Source organism: Ignavigranum ruoffiae (assembly GCF_900110675.1).
Classification (GTDB): Bacteria; Bacillota; Bacilli; order Lactobacillales; family Aerococcaceae; genus Ignavigranum; species Ignavigranum ruoffiae.
This window is the reverse complement of sequence record NZ_FOEN01000010.1, coordinates 1-20,092: the sequence shown is the minus strand read 5'-3', so window position 1 is coordinate 20,092 and position 20,092 is coordinate 1. Positions and strand designations below refer to the sequence as shown.

The window sequence follows — 20,092 nt, the reverse complement described above, 5'->3', positions numbered from 1 at the left end:
TCAGACTCCTTTCCTTATATTCTACTTTAAAACTTGTTCGCCACTTGTTGACTGTAGACTTGTTCAAATTGCCGAGATAACTTATCAATATCGCCTGCCCCCATAAAGAGGATGACAGCATCTTGATAATCCATCAAAGGAGTTAAATAGTCCTTAGAGATTATTTCTGCCCCGCCTACGACTAAATTAGCCAAATCTTCAATCGAGATATCGCCCTCTTTTTCACGGGCAGAGGTAAAGATATCCACCAAATAAACTTGATCTGCCACACTCAAAGCATTGGCAAATTCATTTAACAAGGCCACCGTCCGGCTAAATGTATGAGGTTGGAAGACCGCAATAATCTCACGGTCAGGATATTTCTGATGGGCCGCATCAATCGTGGCCTTAATTTCAGAGGGATGGTGGGCATAGTCATCAATTAAAGTTAACTGGTTTAATTCGCGGGTTGAGAAACGTCGCTTCACCCCACCATAGCTAGCTAATTCTTCGGCAATCTTATCGGCCGAGAAGCCTTCCAGATAAGCTACGGTAATTACTGCTAGAACGTTTAGAATATTATGCTTACCATAGACTGGTGAATCAAAACGTCCAAATTTCTCTCCATGAATATAAACGTCAAAGCTAGAACCTTCGGTGGTTCGTTCAATATTGGCTGCATAGACTTCATTGTCAGTAGCAAAGCCATAGTAGTGAACGGGGACCTCTGCTTCGAGTTGGCGTAGATAATCGTCCTCTCCACAGGCAATAATCGCTTTCTTAGCCTGATGGGCAAAGGTTTGAATCGCTTCAAAAACATCTTGAATCGATTGATAATAATCCGGATGGTCAAAATCCACATTGGTAATAATCGCATAATCGGGAACATAAGCTAAGAAATGACGCCGATACTCACATGCTTCCAAAGCGAAATAAGTCGCCGCTTCATCCCCGGATCCCGTTCCATCGCCAATTAAATATGAAGTTGGCGCTAGTTTACTCAGAATATGAGCCATTAAACCAGTGGTTGAGGTTTTCCCATGCGAACCGGTGATCGCAATCGAGGTATAATTCTCAATTAATTTACCTAGAAAATCATGGTAGCGCATTAAAGGAAGACCCAGCTCCCGGGCCCGTTGAATTTCAGGATGATCATCCGGGAAAGCATTGCCGGCAATGACAAACATCCCTTCTTTCAAATTATCAGCTGAAAATTCATAAATTGGAATCTGACGACGATCTAATTCTTGTTGGGTGAAGAAATATGTTGCCACGTCACTTCCTTGAACTTGGTAGCCTTCACCATCTAGAACGAGGGCTAAGGCAGACATACCGGTCCCCTTAATCCCTACAAAATAATAAATTAATGATTTATCAAATGTTTCCATGTTAATCCTCCTCATTCTCAAACAATAAGAATGAATTCTTTGATTTAATCATCCGCTTAGAAAGAGAGCGGATATCTAAGCAATAGGCCGCTTGCTCGCCATAGCTTCTAGTCACGAGATTTTCTTTAATATTCATCTGATCATCAAAGAAACTTTCTTGCACAAGATTTTTTGTCTCTTTAATAGCTGGTTGATAAACGAAAGGCGCAGTGGCTGGTTTATCAGGCTTGTTTGAAATGGGAGTTTCTTTCCTATTTTCTTGGCCAACCATTGAGGCATCAAATAAAGCTTCCTGAACGGAGCCATTATAATCTTGATTGATTCTTCGTCCATCCTTAAATTTACCTTGCGGACTCTTTAAGAAAGGGATGGCATAATCTGGTGTGGACATCTGGCTAGGCCCTGAAGAATGTTCCCAATGCTCGGCTTGTTCTTTCTTCACCGGTGCCACTGGAGTTTCTTCAGCATTGGAGTCATTCTCCACCGATTCTTTAAAAGTTTGCGTCGCCATAAAAGGCACCCGATAATTTGGGCTAACCGTTACCGTTTGGGTCTTATTCGCATCTAAAACACGTTGACTATGTAAAATGGGTTTCAATGAAGTCTGATTCTTGCCAATGGCTGGTTGAAAACTCGAGCGGCTCCCCGTATTAAATTGAGGCGCACTGACAAAGGCAGGCTCCTTATCTTTATGCTGGTAGACGGCTGGTTTTTGGTAATCCTTCATTGAATTTTACCACCCTTCTTAGTCACGATAATAAGCAACAAAATCCTCTAAAGGCGTTCCCGGTTCAAAGTGGTCGCTCAATTCCCAGATTCCGGGGAAATCTTCAATATCGGTTAAATTGAGTTCACGGGTTGAACACACCATCCCGTTACTATCAACCCCTCTTAACTGACCGGGCCAGATAATGGATCCACTCGGCATCACCGCGCCAATTTTAGCGACCAGTACCTTTAGACCTTGGCGAATGTTATCGGCACCGCAGACAATCTGTACTGAACTTTCTTGGCCTAGGTCAATCTCTGTAATGGAAAGATGATCACTGTCCTCATGAGGACGACAAGTCTCCACATAACCCACCACGAATTTAGAAGAGGAATCCACTTCAATGGTTAGATCCACTTGAGCCTCCTTTAATCGTTGATTTACCTCAGCTACTTGAGCTGGTGTCAACTGAACAGGACCATTTTGCTCAATCTTTAAATCTTCAACCGAGAAAAGATTGACGGCAACAATTTCCCCATTGGTTTTATCTTTAATAAGGGTCAGTTGATCGAGATGTTCTACTTGCCGATCTTCTGCCGGTATTTCATTCTGAACTAACATTAATACGTCACCGACTGACGCATTATAAAAAGCTAACCACATAGTCTTCTCCTTTAATTCAAATTGCAAATTTACTTAAATTATTTGTTAATAATGGTTTCAAAAGTAGTCCGGTCGAAACGACGAATAACTTGAGTTAACATTTCACTCGCTGCTTCATAATCAGAAATTCTAAAGAGGGCTTGATGTCCATGAATATAACGTGCTGGTAAACCAATCACCGCTGAAGGAATGCCTTCATTCATTAAATGAGCTGCACCTGCATCGGTACCACCTTTAGAGAAATAATATTGATATGGAATCTTGCAATCTTCGGCGGTATCACGAAGGAATTCAATCATACCGCGATGCGTTAACATACCAGGGTCTTGCATCCGTAATAAGAAACCTTGGCCTAGTTGACCTTCTGCCTTCTTATCTCCTTCAGCATCCCCTGCTGGTGAACAGTCAACGGCGAAGAATAAGTCCGGTTGATAACGATGCACTGCTCCCCGAGCTCCCCGTAGACCGACCTCTTCTTGAACATTGGCCCCAATCACTAAGTGATGATTCAATGCTTCATCGACCGTATTCTCAAGAGCATCTAAGATTACAGCACAACCATAACGATTGTCAATGGCTTTACTCATAATAGATTGTTTATTCGCTGTTAGGATGGTTTCTGTTAGTGGAACAATTGAATCCCCTAGGCGTACACCATATTCTGCAGCTTCTTCCGCAGATTCAAAGCCGGCATCGAAGCGCACGTCTTCCGGTTTAATGCTGGCCGCTTTGCTACCCCGTAATAAGTGAGGACTGACCGCACCTGAAATAATAGGGTAATCCCCTTTTTCAGTTTGTAAGGTATAACGTTGAGCAGAAACCGCATAAGGATTCCAACCACCAATTGGAACAACACTAATGGTTCCATTCTCATGAATCTTAGCAACCATGAAGCCGACTTCGTCCATGTGAGCAGCAACCATGAGGGTTGGCGCATCTTGATTGGCACTCTTACGAATACCATAAATATTCCCTAAACCAAAGGTCTCAATTGAATCTACCAGACCTTCCATTTTATCGGCCAGGTACTCGCGAACATTGTTCTCGTGATTTGAAATTGCTTGCAATTCGGTCAACTCTTTGATACGATTCCATAATTTTTCTTCCATAATAAGCGGCTAAGCCTACCTCCTTAGAATGTGCATTTCATAATACTTATTCTTACACAAGACCATGGTAAAATCAATGTTTAGCCTGAGAGAAAAGCAAGGAATCCCGTGAATTCACTCGCAAAATGTTATAATATAGAATGCAGAAAGGATGATCACCATGTCAAAGAATAAAAACAATATTTTGGCGACTTTAATTCTACTCAGTGGAACGATTATTGGCGTAGCTACCGCCCTTTTTATTAAAGAAAACCGACCTCAACCCGCTGGAAAAGTCTTAGAGAAAGTTAAAGAACAAGTAAAAGATCAAGGAAAAATTGAAGGATCTTGGATTGATTATGATGTGATTGAATATCATGGTTTCGACAGTCGTCCGCTAGTTTACTTTGGTGGCTTAACTATTCAAGATCAAGACCAAGTGAAGATTTATCAATTTGCTGCTGATGTCTATACGGGCGAGATTATTGATCTGGTTGAAACTGGCAAGTAAGTCTTGAAGTTCATTAAATACATGTTAAAATAATGGTTACGAAACTTTACGGGGAAAGGAGGGGCGACATGTATGTTCCAGAAGACGGCTGGCAGCTGCATCCCATTGCCGGTGGCAGTGGTGAAACTTATATGGGAATCAAAGAAAATGAAAAAGTCTTCCTTAAAAGAAACTCCTCCCCTTTTATAACCACCTTATCCGCTGAAGGCATCACGCCCAAGTTAATGTGGACTCAAAAAACATATTCCGGTGATACACTGGTCGCCCAAGAATGGAAGAACGGTCATGTTCTCTCTCGTGAAGATATGAGTCAAGATTCGGTCAAGAATATTATTATGACCATCCATCATTCAGAACATCTCTTGCAAATGCTCAAACGGGTTGGTGGCCAGACATTCCGACCGGTCGACTTCATCCAAGCCTATTTCGACGGTTTACCCGAGCATCTTCAAACTCATCTGTTCTTTAATGAAGTCATTCATTATTTAGAAGATGCGGTCCACGATTATTTCTATGATGTCGATTTATGTGTCTGCCATGGTGATTTGCATCATAATAATTTCCTCTTTGACGAAGAAAGCAAGAATCTCTATGTCGTCGATTGGGAGAATGTTCGTATCGCTGACCCTTTAAGTGACTTAACTTACCTCTTGCTCCAATACTTTCCGCCCCGCGAATGGACGACTTGGCTAGCCGATTATCAATTCGACATGGACCAAGCCTTCTATCAACGGGTAAAATGGTATAGTTTAATTAATTGCTTATATCTGATCAAACAATTTTACAAAGAAGGCCGTTATCATAAAGTAAATGAAACTGTCTTACGGCTTAAATCAATCTATCAATCACATTAACACGAACAAATTTAAGCGAAGGTCTCCTTGGCCTAACTCGAATTTGTTCGTTTCTTTCTGAATACTACTATATAAAGGATGATACTATGCGCTTAAGAAATATTCCCTGGGCTCAAGATATGCTCGATGACTATCCTCAATACGTACCGGTTAACTTAGATCAATTAAAAGGTCATTGGCAGGATGAATTCCACAATAATCACCCCATCTATTTAGAAGTGGGCTCTGGCAAAGGTCGGTTCATCTATTCTATGGCCCAAGCTCATCCCGACATCAATTTCATTGCTATGGAATTACAAACTAGTGTGGCCGTGCGGATTTTGGAGCGGATTGTTGCAGAACCTTTGCCAAATCTAAGAATTATAAACCAAGATGGTGGCGAAATTTCAGACTTCTTCGCTTCGGGCGAAATCTCTCGAATCTATCTGAATTTCTCAGACCCTTGGCCTAAAAAACGCCATACAAAACGACGACTCACTTCACCTCACTTCTTGAATCAGTATGAACAAGTACTATCGACTGATGGCGAACTCCATTTCAAAACAGACAATCAAGGTTTATTCGAGTATTCTCTAGCTTCCATGTCCCAATACGGCATGGCCTTTAAACAAGTCTGGTTGGATTTACATCAGAGTGACTTCCAAGGAAATATTATGACCGAGTATGAAGAGAAATTCTCAGCCAAGGGCCACCCCATCTATCGTTTAGAAGCTATTTTTCCGCAAAAAAAGCACACACCTATTAACTGATATCTTACGGGAAAACTCGGAAATAATTTAGCAAATAATTAACAGTGAGCATCAGCTGAAAAATCAAAAAAATAATTAAAATGGACGAAGACCCGCAAACAGGTTTCCGTCCATTTTTGTTTAATGATTGAATTCTAGGTCCTATAAGACAAGTATCTTTTCTAGTGATTATAACTTAGCCAGGAAGGATTCCACATTGATAATGGCTCGTTTATGTTGAGCCTGACCAATCTTTTCCTCCCCTTCCCAAGCTTGAATGTCATAGGTCAAAATCCGTTTATTTTGTTCCACTAATTGAGCTTGGATATGCACCTCTTGACCTATCTTAGTTGCTTTTAAATGATTTAACTGAACTTCGATTCCCACAGTCGACTCCCCTGGCTGACAGTGAGTCTGTCCTTCCTCCTGGGCTACCTGCTCCATAAAAGCTAACAGAGTTGGTGTGGATAAAACAGCTAACATACCCGAACCAATTTGATCGGCTCCATGTTCTTTTTTAACGATAAAAGTTTTCTCCATGCTATCCCTCCTAAACTTGCATTCGTTTCAACAGGTCACGATTTAACAAGGACTTACTGACAACTTTACTATCGGCTTTGTGAAATTCTTTATTGAAATAATCATAGTAACTGCCTGGTGTCATAATACCCGCAAAGGCCAAGATATCGATACCTGTTTGTTGTAACAAGTAGTCGACGAACATTACACAATTGCTTCCTAAGACAAAATAAGTCTTAAAGAGTCCTTGTTTAAATTTATAAAGAGCGATTGAACTGCGCTGACTAAAGATGCCGACGAAAGTTGCTAATTGCTTCGCAGAGGTCAACTCAAATTCCTCCAATTGACCAAGCAAACGTTCAATCTGCTGACTTAATTGAGTTTCTTCTTGAGCATTTAACTGAATCCCGAAGGAAATCATCGTAATTCGACGACTGGTCATAAAATCTATATAGGCCTGGCGATCTGCAACTAGAACGACCCCATCGCCGATCATTTCAAAGAGTTTCCGCGAATCGGCATCGTGGTTACCGTAAGAATAAACCTTCCCTTGAAAGGCAATATCTGCATGACCAAAGCGATCGAAACCGTAAGGACTGGTATGGATAAAGACCTCAACTTGTCCCGTCTCGCCAAACTTACTTTGACTCTGGAAAGCCTGCAAGATTTCTGGTTGCATGCTTTGATCCTTGGCCAAAAAATTCTGAATCTTATACTGTAATTGATAAGGCATCAAAACGGTCAACAACAAAGGTAATGGGGTCCGCACGAAACGGTTCTGATAAGTTAGTCCCCAACGTTTAGAGAAATATTGACTATCATAGAAGAAATTTAAGGCTAAGAGCAAGAGATAGAGCATAAACCGCCATAAAGTATGGTCAATCCGATTCGAAAGAAATAGGCTGGCTACGGCAAAAGCCAAATGCAAAAGTGTATTTACCAGTTGACTCCATTGATTCCGTGCCCGATCACGCCAATTCAAAAAATAATCAAGACTACCAATCAGCCCCATCAATAATTGATAGAGGCCTAACAAGATGGCGAAAGATAGAGGCAGCAACTTTAATTGAGTGATTAAAGCTATGCCTAAAGCAAATTCGATGAGACCGACAACCAAAGGGTGACGCCATAAAGGATTGACCTGCCCTTGCTTTACTTGCCTGCGAGTGTGAGCATAGTTGTATAATTGCCAAAGCCCCAAGCCAAGTAAAGCTAAAGCCAAGACCAGGGCGCCGCCGACAATGACCTTGATCCGCCAGATATATAAAGCAATCACCAGGCCAATCAATAGACAACCTGTGAATAAATTCATCGATTGAAACCGTCGATGGCTAAAATCGGTCATCGTTCTCATCCTCTACTCAGTGTAATTATTGTTGGGACTTTAATAAAGATTCAAATTCATTCAATCTTTCTTCAAAGACATCCAAAGTCGCATCAATATAATCCGGCTGGGTCATATCCAAGCCCGCTTCAATCATCGTTTCGATTGGATAGTCTTTATTTCCTGATTTCAAGAAGTTTAAATAACGGTCGCGAGCTTCTTGATCTCCTGATAGAATACGTTGGGCAAAGGCAGTTGCTGCCGAGAATCCGGTCGAATATTGGAAAACATAGTAATTATAGTAGAAGTGTGGAATTCTAGCCCATTCTAGGGCAATTTCTGAATCAGAATTCACCGCATCACCATAATATTTCTCATTAATTGCTTGATATTCTTTTGATAAGAATTCAGCGGTTAATGGCGTACCCGCTGCATCTTCTTGATACATCAGATGTTCGAACTCAGCAAACTGGGTTTGACGATAAACTGTCGACTTTACGCCGTCTAAGAAATGATTCAAGATATACAATTGAATATTCACGTCTTGATATTTTTCTAAAAGATAGGCAGTCAATAAGTTCTCGTTAGTTGTTGAAGCGATTTCGGCTAAGAAAATTGAATAATGACTATAAACATAATCTTGGTGTTGATTGGTCAAGTAAGAATGTAGACTATGACCCATTTCATGGATTAAGGTATAAAGAGAATCGTTTCCTTCTTGGAAATTCATTAAGATATAAGGTTTGCTATCGTAAGATCCGCTTGAATAGGCTCCAGAACGTTTCCCTTTATTCTCATAAACATCAATCCATTTTTCATCGAAGGCTGCTTGGACAATTTCAAGATAATCTTCGCCCATTGGTTTCAGCGCTTCCAGCACAATCGCTTGGGCTTCTTCATAATTAAATTTAATTGGTGGTTCTCCTAACAAGGGCGTAAACATATCATACATTTCGAGGTCTTCGAGTTTCAATAAATTACGGCGCAGTTTGACATAACGATGCAATAAATCCAACCGTTGATTTACACTATTCACTAAAGTGTCATACACAGATTCCGGCACATTATTAGCAAACAGCGAAGCTTGACGCGCAGAATCAAATTTACGAATCTTCGCTTCAAAATTATTCTTCTTAATCTCCGTTCCTAAAATTGAAGCAAAGGTATTTCTAAATTGATGGTACACTTTATAGAAGGATTGGAAAGTTTGCCGACGTAGGTCGCGGTCGGAAGACTCTAGTAATTTAATAAAGTTACCATGAGTAATTTGAATCTCTTGGCCATCTTTGTCGGTTACCTTCGGAAACTCAAGGTCTGCGTTATTTAAATAAGAGAACGTTTGGGCATTTCCAGCAAAGAATTGTCCACCCTGAGCCAGAATTTGTTCGATTTCAGCCGACAAGGTATGAGCCTTGAAGCGACGTAAGTCATCAAGATATTGTTGATACGGTGCAAGACCTGGTTCTTCAGCCATAAATTGATCTAAGGTTGCTTGGTCCATAGCTAATAATTCAGGACGCAGATAGGCACTCGCTGCCATCGCATCGCTGTAAAGAGCAGAAACCCGAGCAAACAAATCTTGATATTTAGCATCAGCTTGATCTTGGTCATTCTTTAAATGCCCATATACATAAAGATTAGACAAAGTACGCTCCATCTTCAAATAGGCTTCGATCGCTGCTAATAATTTCTGAGCACTCTGATTGAGTTGACCTTCAAATGATTTAACCTGATCAATCTCAGTTTGACTCGCTTTGAGTTCAGCTTCGAAAGCTTCGTCATTAGCAAACATGGACGTTAAATCCCAATGAAATTCAGGATTGGATGCTTGTCTAGTCTGTAATTCAGTCATAATAATTCCTCCAATATATTATTCTTGCCTCTATATTCTACCATATTATTGTAATGATGCTATTATCATGATTTTATCTTCATTCATCTATTTTCTTATCCCTTAAATAATGAATAGTAGTTTGAAGCAATGCCTCCTTGATTGAATGTCGAATCAAGGGTAGATCAGCGTATTTTAGTGAACCTTTCTTTTCTAGAAAATCGAGGTAATCGGCTAAGCAGTGAATCAATGTGTCAGAATCCATGGCTTGAAGAGCGCGCGCAATCCAAGTCCAATATAGCCAAGCAGGCGAATCAATAAAAATAGGCAACGGCGCCGTAAAAATCCACTCCGGAAGTTGTGCTACACTGATGCCTAACTGGTAGAGGTCATGAAGATAAGGTCGATAAGCCTGACTTGTTAATATTGCCTGCACTTTGCGTTGATGATAAATGCGCGTGGGCATCTTTATAACTTCAGGTCTTTGAATTTTATTATGACGGGCAAAGCTCGAAAGATGACATAGGTGGATGGCTGGCAAATTATATAGATTTGGCTTAATCTGATAAAAAATAAAACCAGTCTGACCTAAGCACTGAATATGGAGTTGCTGAAACCTTTCATCCCAGCACAGACGAAAATATCCTAGTGAAGAATCGAAATGAATCATGTTTTTGCTAAACTGGGAGTGAGTTGAAACCGCCTTTTTCTTTTCCATAATCCAATAAATCGTATTGCTTTGACTTAAATAGGCCTGGTGTCTTTGTGCTAATCTGGAAGAGGGGATGGGACTTTTTTGATATTCGATAATCCAAGTCTGACCGTTCAAAGAGAGCCAAACATCAGCAAATTGTTGAATACTCGCCTCATAATGTTCACTATCAGCTTGAAAACCTCTTTGTCTAAAATAATTTACAAAATACTTCTTAAAGGCTCGATGAGCTTCTGTTTCACTATCTTTGCTGATGTCTAATTTTTGTTCGATTCTTGCTTGGCATGGCCAACGATGGGCAAAAAAATGCCGGCCCAATTTACTTTCTTTAATGATTAAACTTTGTTGGCAGCGCGGACAAAAAAATTTTGACCCAAATTGCTGATAAGCTCGTTCAGCACTGATATATTGACTATTTCTGTCCAAGGCAAAATGCATAAAAAAGCCCTCCTCATCTACTAAATAGTAGATAAGGAAGGCAAATCCGACGATTTAATTAGAAATCTTCTGCAAAGAATTCAATCGCATCATCTTGACGAATCAATTGACCATGTTCTTGGAGGACTTGAGGCGTTGTTTTGTCAAGTTCGCCATATTCTAACAAGGTCCAAAGTGGATGGTCATAGTCTAAGTCAGACAAACTCAATCCTGGTTCAAGACCTAGCGATAGATAATAGGCACCTTGCATGGCGTAGAGGGTCGAACTAAGTTCTGAATCTTTAATGCTTCGAGCTGCTCTTAGAAAAGCCTCTAAAGAATTAAAACGAATCCGTTGATAAGAAGCGACCTTGCTCCAATCTTCTTTGATGACCTTCTTTCTGGTCGAAGAATCCTTCAGGCTGTGGTCTTCTTGGACCGCCCGTTTCTTACGCTCTAACAAACGTTGACTAATTTCATCTTCCCAGATTGATTCCATCTCTTCAAAGTTATTGCGGCTTATATATAATTCAAGGCCATCCTTATTGGGCATGACTTGGAACGTTACAGCTTCCGATTCTTGGAAATGCTGATCCACATCTACTTCTTCCAAGATAGAATAAAAGAATTTCTCGATACTTGACTGATCACCAATCAAATCTAAGAAGTTAATCCCTCTCTCAGCGAGATCGTTGGTGTCAATGAGAACCTTGATAAGATTTTCGTTAATATGTTCCATTTCCATATCGGTCACCTCCTTATGACTACTCTTATTATAGGCTACTTTACTTGAAAAACCAATTATTTCATACAATAATATGGATTCTAGCAAATGCCTCTGACTTTAGCAAGATAGAATTAAAAATTAAAAAAACCAGTCATTCGACTGGCCTAGTATACTACAATATTACTCATTCACAAGCATCCGCGCACGTTGAAGTTCACGAGCCCGAACTTCACGAGGAAGGAAGCGACGAATTTCATCTTCGTTATAACCAATTTGTAGACGTTTATCATCTAAAAGAATTGGTCGACGTAAGATACCGGGTTGGTCTTTCACCAATCCAAAGAAATCATTTAACGGTAATTCACTTAATTCAACATCTAATTCTGAATAAGCTTTCGAACGCGTTGATACAATGTCTTCTGTACCATTTTCAGTCATTTGCAGAATAGATTTAATTTCAGTTTCTGTTAATGGCTCAGTAAAAATATTTCGTTCTTCGTATGGAATCTCATGCTCTTCTAACCAGGCACGAGCTTTGCGACATGACGTACAGCTTGGTGTAATAAATAATGTTACCATAAAGGATCATTCCTTTCGTTAAAATCACCGTAACCTGAAAAGCTATAATCAAGATGAGGTGATAATACATTCGACACTTTAGCTTTAGATTTCGCGTTCTCTACCGCTAATATATTCCATTGTTGTAAAGAAGAGATATCTCTACGACTAATATTATAACATGGGCTGAAGACTGTGGCAATTTAATTTTTGAATTTTGTCACATTAAGACTGGCGCTTCGATTCGTTCAATGTTTCACGAATACCCTTTGTATTAAAACTGAATATATCTTTGTCCTATTATTAAAATAGGTTATAATGGGCTTATTAGTACGTGCAAAGAAAGAGGCAAAAGAATGTCAAAAGCAAAAATTTTCTCTGGTGTTCAACCTTCAGGTATCCCTACCCTGGGCAATTATATTGGGGCCATGAAAGGCTTCGTAGAATTACAAAGTCAATATGACGCCACTTATTGTGTGGTTAACCAACATGCGATTACAGTCGCTCAAGAACCGGAAAAATTAAAAACCATGACCCGGCAATTGGCCGCTCTATATATAGCTCTAGGAATCGACCCTAATCAAACCACCATCTTCGTTCAATCTGATGTCGCCGCCCATGCTCAAATCGCCTGGATTATTCAATGTTTGACCCCGCTTGGTGAATTAGAACGCATGACCCAGTACAAAGACAAAGCCGCCAAACAAGTTGCGGTAAATGCTGGCCTGCTTGCTTATCCAACCTTAATGGTCGGCGATATTGTACTTTATGACGCTGAATATGTTCCCGTCGGCGATGACCAACGTCAGCATATTGAACTAACCCGAAATTTCGTCGATCGCTTCAATAATAAGTTTGGCGATAATTTATTGGTCAAACCTGAACCGATCTATCCGCAACACGGAGCTCGAGTCATGAGCTTACAAGATCCAACCAGCAAGATGAGTAAGTCGGATACCAATCCTAAAGCTTATATCAGTCTGCTAGATACACCCAAACAAATCCTTAAGAAAATCAAAGGTGCAGTCACCGATTCGATTGGTGAAGTTCACTATGATCCAGAAAATCAAGCTGCCGTGTCTAACTTATTACAAATTTATTCTAGCTTAAGCCAACAACCTGTCGAACAACTGGTTGACCAGTATCAAGGCCAAGGTTATGGTCAATTTAAAACTGACCTAGCCGACCTAGTGATTAGCCATATTGAACCGGTACAAGAACGTTACCAACAATTGATTGAAAGCCCAGATCTAAATAATATTCTCCATGAAGGAGCTCAAAAAGCTCGCCAACAAGCAGAACAAACCCTCGCTCGAGTAGAAAAAGCAATTGGTCTTTATTATTAATTTGTGACCAATATCAATTAAAAACCATAGCCAATTCATCGATATCATTTTTGGAAAAACATAAATGAACGAACTCAAAAAATCTACTAGCCGTCCTTGATGAAATTCAAGGAATGACTAGTAGATTGAACGAGATCGAGTTCAACTTATGGCGGATGGTCAGACAGTCAAGGTGTGTATTGTGGAAGATATAATAGAACTTATTTCACAAAATAGCCTGGACTGCACTCGCTTTCCAAAAATTTTAATGAAAAATTATTTTTCTGCAGCTTCTTTTTGTAACTTTGCCTGACAGTCTGGACATAAACCATGCAATTCAATGTTCGAGTGAAAGACTTGGTAGCCCGTTTGTTGCTCAGCTGCTTCGGCTATCGGCGCCACATCGGCATAGTTCACATCGGCAATCTTGCCACACTCGACACAGATAATATGATAATGTTGGTGATGGTTATAATCATAGCGGCTAGTTACCCCATTGAATTTCATTTCATCAACCAAGCCCGCTTTAACCAACACATTCAAATTATTATAAATGGTCGCTAAACTCATATTCCCATAACATTGTTTTATCGCTTGATATATCTCATCAACGGTAGGGTGATCTTGAGTATCTATTAAATATTCAATAATCGCTTGTCGCTGAGGAGTTATACGGATTTTTCTTTCTTTTAAGTATTTGACCGCATCATGCAATGAATGTTGATGCATATTCATCCTCCCCTTTTCACTTGTATTATAGCATTAGATAGGTAAAAAGTATAAAAATAATAAGCAAAATAAATGTAATTCCCGGCCAACTTTGCTAGTATATTAAAGATAAATATATGCGATAAGGAGTCGATGCCATGAGAATCGGCGCACGTGTTCTAAAAACAGGACTAGCCATTACTCTTTCGATCTTTCTTTCTATTTTTTTAATTCCTGAGAATTCAGCAGTGATGGCTGCTATTGCTGCCGTAACGACTACTGCACCTACCGTTAAGAAATCCTTTGAAATGTTCAATCGGCGTATCCTAGCCAATATTATTGGTGGGGTGGTAGCCGTGCTAGTGCTGATGATTCTGGGTAACCATCCAATTATGGTCGGTGTGGCCGCTGTTTTCTTAATTAGTATCTTAAACATCTTAAATCTGGGTGATGTATTGACCTTGGCTGTTATTACCTTAGTTGCGATTATGTCCTCAGATGCCAATGATTTATACTTATCAGCTTTTTATCGAGTGATTGAAACGATTATCGGCGTCACCGTATCCTTCTTAGTGAATTCGTTGATTTATCCACCGCGCTATGATGAGAAATTCTATGACATGGTGATTGAATTAAATAATGAACTCATCGTGTTAATGCGAGCAGCCTTGCGTAAGAATATTCCTTTTACCATCATGGAGAAGGATTTATCTTGGGCTCATCGGGCGAGTGCGGAGCTCAATGACTTGTTTGATATGATTCACGAGGAAGTCATCTTCCCTAGATCCAAACGGATTCAGATTGGTCGTAAATTGGTTATCTATCGGCATTTCTTGGCAACCACTCAAGCCTGTGTCCATTTGTTAGAAATGTTCCATAAACATGATCATGTCTATAAGACCTTCCCCAAGGATCTGCAGATTTTAGTGCGTGAACGACTTGAATTATTACTTAATGGACATGAACAAATTCTATTGAAATTTCATGGTCGAATTCCAGCCGAACAAGTTAATTTTATGGCCGTCGATAAAAATTATCGGCATAATTATATCCAGCAATTCTATCATCAAATGTTAACTGAGCTGGAAAGAGATGATGCGGTCTATGATGCTGAGATTAATGGGATTGCCCATATGATGTCAGCAATCTACCTCTACGAAGAAAAAATCTATGCCTTAAATCATATTATGACGATCTATCGACAAAGGTATGATCAAGAAGTCACGCATAATAAAGTTTGATAATTCTAATATCTAATAAATAAAAATTTCCGAATTTGTGTGAATTGCAAGAGATCGTCCTTCAAAGCTTTAGCTTTCCGGACTAGATCTACTAGACAAGGTTTAACCATCTAGTCGGTAAGGCCTTATAAGCTACGTAGGTCGTCTTATTCTTGCGAATTTATATGTTAAAACAACCGCGTTGACTTTTTTTGGTCTTCGCGGTTTCTTTATAGATGTCTTTAGAATACAATGACTGGCCAGCCATAGTCGACAATCTCATAAACTTGACTCATGACATCGAGTGGCGTATTGACACAGCCTAAGGATCCGGATTGTTGATAAGCACTACCGCCAAAGGTGCTTTGCCAGATAGCATCGTGGATTCCTTGGGCTTGGTTATCAAAGGCAATCCAATATTTGACCGGCTGGACATAATCCCGTTGAGTATGAGGATTATAGCCTTTGAGATTCGTATCTTGTTCCATATTCCAAACTTGGTAGGCTCCGGGAATGGTTTCGGTCCCAATTTTCCCCGAAACAATCGGAGTTTGTAAGACCAACTTCCCTTCTTGATAAATCAGCATCATCTGATGAGTTAAATCAACTTCAACGTAGGAATTCCCAATCGCTTCTGTTGGATCCATCTGGTAGCCCTTGCCGACAATGACCGGTTCTCGTTCAATATTCTTGCCTTCTTTTAGAATCTGGATGATAGCTTCAGATTCTTGGTCTGCATCGATATACCAGCCAAAGGTTCCCGGTTGAATCGTCACTTCTCCTTGATAAGTGGAATGAAATTGTCGCGGTTGGAAACGTGCTGTATATTCTTCATTCAGATTAAAAATATAATCTTTAATAGCTTCTTGATCGTAAATCATATCCCCTTGGTCATCTAAACTGACCCAAGATTGGATCGTCTCCTGAGGAATGGTCAAGGAATTTCCGTCAAATACATGAGTTATTTTAAGTTGAATGACATTTTGATAGGCATCTAATTGAGCTTGCATGGCCTGGGAATCTTTCTTAACCTTAGGTTGAATATATGCTTGTTTCAAATCGACTTGCAAAGACCCTGTATTCAAGGTTTGGTTGATGGCCGTTTGCAGACTAGCAGGTGATATTTGTTGACCATGCTTCTCAGCTTTGACACTGACTTTTTGTTGATCGTCCATTACCATGATGGCATCTTGGGCAGCTGGTCGTTGCTCATTGTTGATCGCCAATTTAGACATCAATTCGGTTAAAGAGTTTTCCTGATAAGCTATCGCTTTCTCGGCCCCTTCAATGGTCTGTTTATAAAACAGATGAAACGGCCATAAAAAAGGATTTTGTTGTTTTAATGCTTGGTCGATGGCTGCACTCGCATCTACTTCTGGACTCAGCTGACCCAACCGGAGGCTACCATATTGCTGGCCATTTTCCTGCAGATCAATGACCATATCCGTTAATTTCGATTTGATCTTCTGTTCAGCGGCTGGTCGGTTTAATTCTGAAACATTCACATTCGCAAAATATGTACGAGGCAATAAATGGCCTTTATAAAACATGACGCCAGCCCCATAAATTAATAAGATCAAACCTAATAAGCCGACAAGCCGAGGCTTTCTCATTATATTTCGTGCTGAGGGTCGCTTAAACTGACGCCAACTATCTGAGGTCTTGCTTCTAAATTTAGCCAACAACCTTTGGAATGATGGTAATGAATTTCTCATGGTTAGCCTCCTTTCTTGGGATTTCTATGATAATATTATACTATAAAGAATGGGCTGAATATAGCAAAAGGGAGATGACCACGTTAGTCATCCCCTAGCCCAATAAAATTGAATATACTTTTGTATATCCAAGTGAAATTATAACATAAGTTAGAAAATTAGTATATAAAATGAGTGTTTCATTATTATGTCAACAAAAAATTAAATATAGAAAGGATTTATCCATGTCGTCCTTAGCTGATAACTATCGCCACTTGAAAGAACGAATTCAACAAATCAGTCAACAATACCAGCAAAAGACGCCAACCCTCATCTGTGTCAGCAAGACAGCCAATCTTGACCAGATGGAAGAATTATATCAATTAGGGGTTCGTGACTTTGCTGAGAATCGCCCTCAAGTCTTTCAAGATAAATATCAACATTTCGCTCATTCGGATGTCATATGGCACTATATTGGTAGCCTGCAACGACGCCCCGTTAAGGATATCATTAATCAAGTCGACTATTTTCACGCCCTCGATCGCCTCAAATTGGCCAAAGAAATTCAAAAGCGTGCTGACCGGCCGATTAAATCCTTTGTTCAAGTTAATATTTCTGGCGAAGCCAGCAAGAGTGGCCTAAATCCTCATGAACTCGTTGACTTTCTCAATGCTATCAAAGATTTTGATAAGATTCTGCCGATTGGCTTAATGACCATGGCTCCTAAAGGAGCAAGTACGGAAAGCTGTCTGGAAATCTTTCAAGCCTTGAGAAATTTGCGAGATCAAATCCAACAAAACGACCCGAGCCAAAGCTCACTTACTGAATTAAGTATGGGGATGTCGGCAGACTTTGTTCCTGCCATTCAAGCTGGTACTAGCTTCCTTAGAATCGGTTCGGCTTTCTTCGCTGAATAGCAATCTTAAATAAATTCTGGAGTATTCGAGGTGTCCACGATGAAATCGACCAAGTTCATTGCCTATCCCTGTGCTTATCTATTAATTCTAGCTTTAATTTATTTATACGAGGGAACCTTCATCCCGATTGTCGATTTAGCCTGGGCCTTAATCCTTCAAGCAAGCTATTTTTGGTTAAAAGATAGCCCCTTATTAGATCAGCTGGCTAGTTTGGGGACTTTCATCAAAAAACGTCCCTTATTGCTAACACTGATTCTATTTCTTGCTTTAAGCCTTTATCTACCGTATGTTTATCTCTTCGTTGCCTGTTTATTTCTAGATGTGGACTCCCGTGCTAATAATTTCCCATACGCTCTCCTGCTAGTTTTTCTCGGTGGGCTTTGGCACTATCCTTTCGTCTTGGCGCTGTCAATCAGCCTTCTCTCTTTCCTCTTCGCCTTGATTTCCTTACAAACGGCGCTAATCAACGAAGAAGAACGACGGGCTTTTGAACAGATTAATCGTTTAAGATGGTTGAACCGACAGCTCAAGGGACGGCAAGATCAATTGCTGCGCCTGCAAGACGATATCGAGAGTCAAACCATCATCAGTGAACGGCGCCGTATCACCAAAGAAATTCATGATTTATTAGGTCATCAGCTTTCAGCGAGTATTATTCAATTGGGCGCCCTAGAAATGATTATTCATGATCCACTGATTACAGATAAGATTCAGCACATTAACCAAACTTTACAGACCTCGATGGCCAATGTCCGCTCGATTATTCATGCGCAGCATGCCCAAAGTATCGATTTGGACCGTGAACTTCAACAGCTCATTGCAGACTATCCTGAATATCATATCCATTATCATTACCAAGTCGATAGTCCACTCGATAGTCAAGTTAGCCACCACTTGTTAGCCATCAGTCGAGAATGCCTGACTAATATTCGTAAACATGCCCAAGCTAGCCGGATTCAATTATTTATCCGTGAACTCAACCAACAAGTAACCTATTTAATTACCGACAATGGTCAAGGAAATCCGGCCAAGCAAACGAATCCCCCTGGAATTGGTTTAATCAATATTGAAGAACGGGTTGATCAGATGGGAGGTCAACTTTATATCAATCAACAAGCCGGCTTCCGTGTATTTATTAGTATCCCCCTTAGAAAGGAGTTCGAAACTTATGAAGATTCTCCTCGTTGATGATGATCCCTTGGTAACCAGTGGCCTAAAAACCATTATTGAAATCGCCAGTCAAGAAGATACTGACTCGATGAAGATTGTGGCTATTGGGCAGAACGGCCAAGAAGCCATTGATCTATTCCAGCAAACTCGGCCCGATTTGATATTAATGGATATCAGGATGCCGTTAATGAATGGGATAGAAGCTGGTGAGCAAATTCTTAAGCTAGACAATCAAGCTAAGATTATCTTCCTCACTACCTTTCAAGAAGATGATTATATTGTGAAAGCCCTGAAAATTGGGGCTCAAGGGTACTTATTAAAGACCGACTATCAAAGTCTGGTTCCAGCGCTTCGAGCGGTACAAGAAGGTCAGAGTGTCTTTGGTCGTGAAATTATGGCCAAGGTGCCCGACTTTATCTCCCGAGAAGCTGATAAAACTGGTCTTGAACAATCCACCCTCAATGCCAAAGAGCAAGAATTACTTTATTTGGTCGCTCAAGGACTTAATAATAAAGAAATTGCGGAAGTCATGCATTTCAGCGAAGGCACCGTACGTAATTATATTTCCCAGCTTTTAGAAAAATTAGACCTCCGTGATCGAACCCAGTTAGCCATCTATTATTACAAACAAAGCAAGTAAGCTTCATCATAAGCTTAAACAATTGAACATCATTCAAAGAATTAACAAAGTAAAACGACCTGCCCAGGAACACAAGATAGAGTGACCCCAAATAGTTGGACCAGAGAGATGAACACTATTTTGTGTTTGTCTCTCTTTTGGTTTAATGATAAATTGTTAAGCCGCTTGCGCTTTTCTATATGCCACAGGACTTAGCCAATTCAATTTTTCTTTAATTCGTTCTTCGTTATAATACTGAATGTAATCTGTGATTGCAGTTTCTAATTCCTTGTAACTTCGATATATTTTCCCATAATACATCTCCTGTTTCATCACACTAAAGAAATTTTCGATCGGGGCATTATCATAACAATTCCCTTTACGCGACATACTTTGGAATACTTGATGTTCTACTAGTAACGCCTGATATT

General features: G+C 40.1%; 21 protein-coding genes. 8 read left to right on the top strand and 13 right to left on the bottom strand.

What is annotated here, in order from left to right:
- Positions 1–26 precede the first annotated feature (26 nt).
- The 4 genes from murC to pepA are packed head-to-tail and all read right to left on the bottom strand — an operon-like array spanning position 27 to position 3,848.
- Positions 27–1,367: a UDP-N-acetylmuramate--L-alanine ligase gene (murC, locus tag BMX34_RS07865; RefSeq protein ID WP_092572487.1), complete on the bottom strand. Its 1,341-nt coding sequence runs from the start codon at positions 1,365–1,367 to the stop codon at positions 27–29.
- A 1-nt stretch (position 1,368) separates the two neighbouring features.
- Positions 1,369–2,094, bottom strand: a complete 726-nt coding sequence (locus BMX34_RS07860; RefSeq protein WP_092572486.1) for a hypothetical protein — start codon at positions 2,092–2,094, stop codon at positions 1,369–1,371.
- Positions 2,095–2,112: 18 nt separating this feature from the next.
- Positions 2,113–2,739: a YtpR family tRNA-binding protein gene (gene ytpR, locus BMX34_RS07855; RefSeq protein ID WP_092572485.1), complete on the bottom strand. Its 627-nt coding sequence runs from the start codon at positions 2,737–2,739 to the stop codon at positions 2,113–2,115.
- A gap of 38 nt (positions 2,740–2,777) precedes the next feature.
- Entirely contained in the window at positions 2,778–3,848 is a 1,071-nt protein-coding gene (pepA, locus tag BMX34_RS07850) for a glutamyl aminopeptidase (protein WP_092572484.1), read from the bottom strand.
- A gap of 160 nt (positions 3,849–4,008) precedes the next feature.
- Between pepA and BMX34_RS07845 the strand changes: the two genes are divergently transcribed.
- The 3 genes from BMX34_RS07845 (at position 4,009) to trmB (ending at position 5,941) form a co-directional block, all read left to right on the top strand.
- A complete protein-coding gene (locus tag BMX34_RS07845; protein ID WP_092572483.1) occupies positions 4,009–4,338 on the top strand; it encodes a hypothetical protein in 330 nt (109 codons plus the stop codon).
- Positions 4,339–4,406: 68 nt separating this feature from the next.
- Entirely contained in the window at positions 4,407–5,192 is a 786-nt protein-coding gene (locus BMX34_RS07840; RefSeq protein WP_092572482.1) for a phosphotransferase family protein, read from the top strand.
- 86 nt (positions 5,193–5,278) lie between these two features.
- Positions 5,279–5,941 (top strand): tRNA (guanosine(46)-N7)-methyltransferase TrmB, encoded by a 663-nt coding sequence (gene trmB, locus BMX34_RS07835; protein WP_092572481.1) that lies wholly within the window; start codon positions 5,279–5,281, stop codon positions 5,939–5,941.
- 168 nt (positions 5,942–6,109) lie between these two features.
- Here the strand turns inward: trmB and BMX34_RS07830 are convergent, their stop codons facing one another.
- The 6 genes from BMX34_RS07830 to spxA form a co-directional block, all read right to left on the bottom strand.
- On the bottom strand, positions 6,110–6,460 hold the full coding sequence (locus BMX34_RS07830) for a thioesterase family protein (RefSeq protein WP_092572480.1): 351 nt from the start codon (positions 6,458–6,460) through the stop codon (positions 6,110–6,112).
- Between the two features lie 10 nt (positions 6,461–6,470).
- Positions 6,471–7,784, bottom strand: a complete 1,314-nt coding sequence (locus BMX34_RS07825; protein WP_159428899.1) for a DUF308 domain-containing protein — start codon at positions 7,782–7,784, stop codon at positions 6,471–6,473.
- A 25-nt stretch (positions 7,785–7,809) separates the two neighbouring features.
- Complete coding sequence (pepF, locus tag BMX34_RS07820; RefSeq protein ID WP_092572478.1) at positions 7,810–9,615, bottom strand: oligoendopeptidase F; 1,806 nt, start codon at positions 9,613–9,615, stop codon at positions 7,810–7,812.
- Between the two features lie 79 nt (positions 9,616–9,694).
- Entirely contained in the window at positions 9,695–10,744 is a 1,050-nt protein-coding gene (locus BMX34_RS07815) for a competence protein CoiA (protein WP_092572477.1), read from the bottom strand.
- A 58-nt stretch (positions 10,745–10,802) separates the two neighbouring features.
- Positions 10,803–11,468: an adaptor protein MecA gene (locus tag BMX34_RS07810; protein ID WP_092572476.1), complete on the bottom strand. Its 666-nt coding sequence runs from the start codon at positions 11,466–11,468 to the stop codon at positions 10,803–10,805.
- Between the two features lie 162 nt (positions 11,469–11,630).
- On the bottom strand, positions 11,631–12,029 hold the full coding sequence (gene spxA / locus BMX34_RS07805) for a transcriptional regulator SpxA (RefSeq protein ID WP_092572475.1): 399 nt from the start codon (positions 12,027–12,029) through the stop codon (positions 11,631–11,633).
- A gap of 335 nt (positions 12,030–12,364) precedes the next feature.
- On the opposite strand from spxA, the gene trpS reads away from it, so the two are divergent.
- The gene (trpS, locus tag BMX34_RS07800; RefSeq protein ID WP_092572474.1) at positions 12,365–13,354 is read left to right on the top strand and encodes a tryptophan--tRNA ligase; all 990 of its coding nucleotides are present in this window, start codon (positions 12,365–12,367) and stop codon (positions 13,352–13,354) included.
- 255 nt (positions 13,355–13,609) lie between these two features.
- Here the strand turns inward: trpS and BMX34_RS07795 are convergent, their stop codons facing one another.
- Positions 13,610–14,062 carry a Fur family transcriptional regulator gene (locus tag BMX34_RS07795; RefSeq protein ID WP_092572473.1) on the bottom strand — a complete coding sequence of 151 codons (453 nt, stop codon included), beginning with the start codon at positions 14,060–14,062 and terminating at the stop codon, positions 13,610–13,612.
- A gap of 137 nt (positions 14,063–14,199) precedes the next feature.
- Between BMX34_RS07795 and BMX34_RS07790 the strand changes: the two genes are divergently transcribed.
- Positions 14,200–15,282, top strand: coding sequence for an FUSC family protein (locus tag BMX34_RS07790; protein ID WP_092572472.1), 1,083 nt, complete (start codon positions 14,200–14,202; stop codon positions 15,280–15,282).
- Between the two features lie 221 nt (positions 15,283–15,503).
- Here the strand turns inward: BMX34_RS07790 and BMX34_RS07785 are convergent, their stop codons facing one another.
- Positions 15,504–16,976 (bottom strand): L,D-transpeptidase family protein, encoded by a 1,473-nt coding sequence (locus BMX34_RS07785; RefSeq protein ID WP_092572471.1) that lies wholly within the window; start codon positions 16,974–16,976, stop codon positions 15,504–15,506.
- A 224-nt stretch (positions 16,977–17,200) separates the two neighbouring features.
- Between BMX34_RS07785 and BMX34_RS07780 the strand changes: the two genes are divergently transcribed.
- From BMX34_RS07780 to BMX34_RS07770, 3 genes are read left to right on the top strand one after another with little or no spacing between them, the layout of a single operon-like run.
- On the top strand, positions 17,201–17,872 hold the full coding sequence (locus BMX34_RS07780; RefSeq protein ID WP_159428898.1) for a YggS family pyridoxal phosphate-dependent enzyme: 672 nt from the start codon (positions 17,201–17,203) through the stop codon (positions 17,870–17,872).
- A gap of 39 nt (positions 17,873–17,911) precedes the next feature.
- Positions 17,912–19,060, top strand: a complete 1,149-nt coding sequence (locus tag BMX34_RS07775) for a sensor histidine kinase (RefSeq protein WP_092572469.1) — start codon at positions 17,912–17,914, stop codon at positions 19,058–19,060.
- Positions 19,041–19,682: a response regulator transcription factor gene (locus BMX34_RS07770; protein WP_092572468.1), complete on the top strand. Its 642-nt coding sequence runs from the start codon at positions 19,041–19,043 to the stop codon at positions 19,680–19,682. Before BMX34_RS07775 ends, BMX34_RS07770 begins: the two co-directional genes overlap by 20 nt.
- A 156-nt stretch (positions 19,683–19,838) precedes the next feature.
- On the opposite strand, the gene BMX34_RS07765 is transcribed toward BMX34_RS07770, so the two are convergent.
- Positions 19,839–20,092: IS3 family transposase (locus BMX34_RS07765; RefSeq protein WP_143440720.1), on the bottom strand; the 254-nt coding region annotated here is incomplete at its 5' end.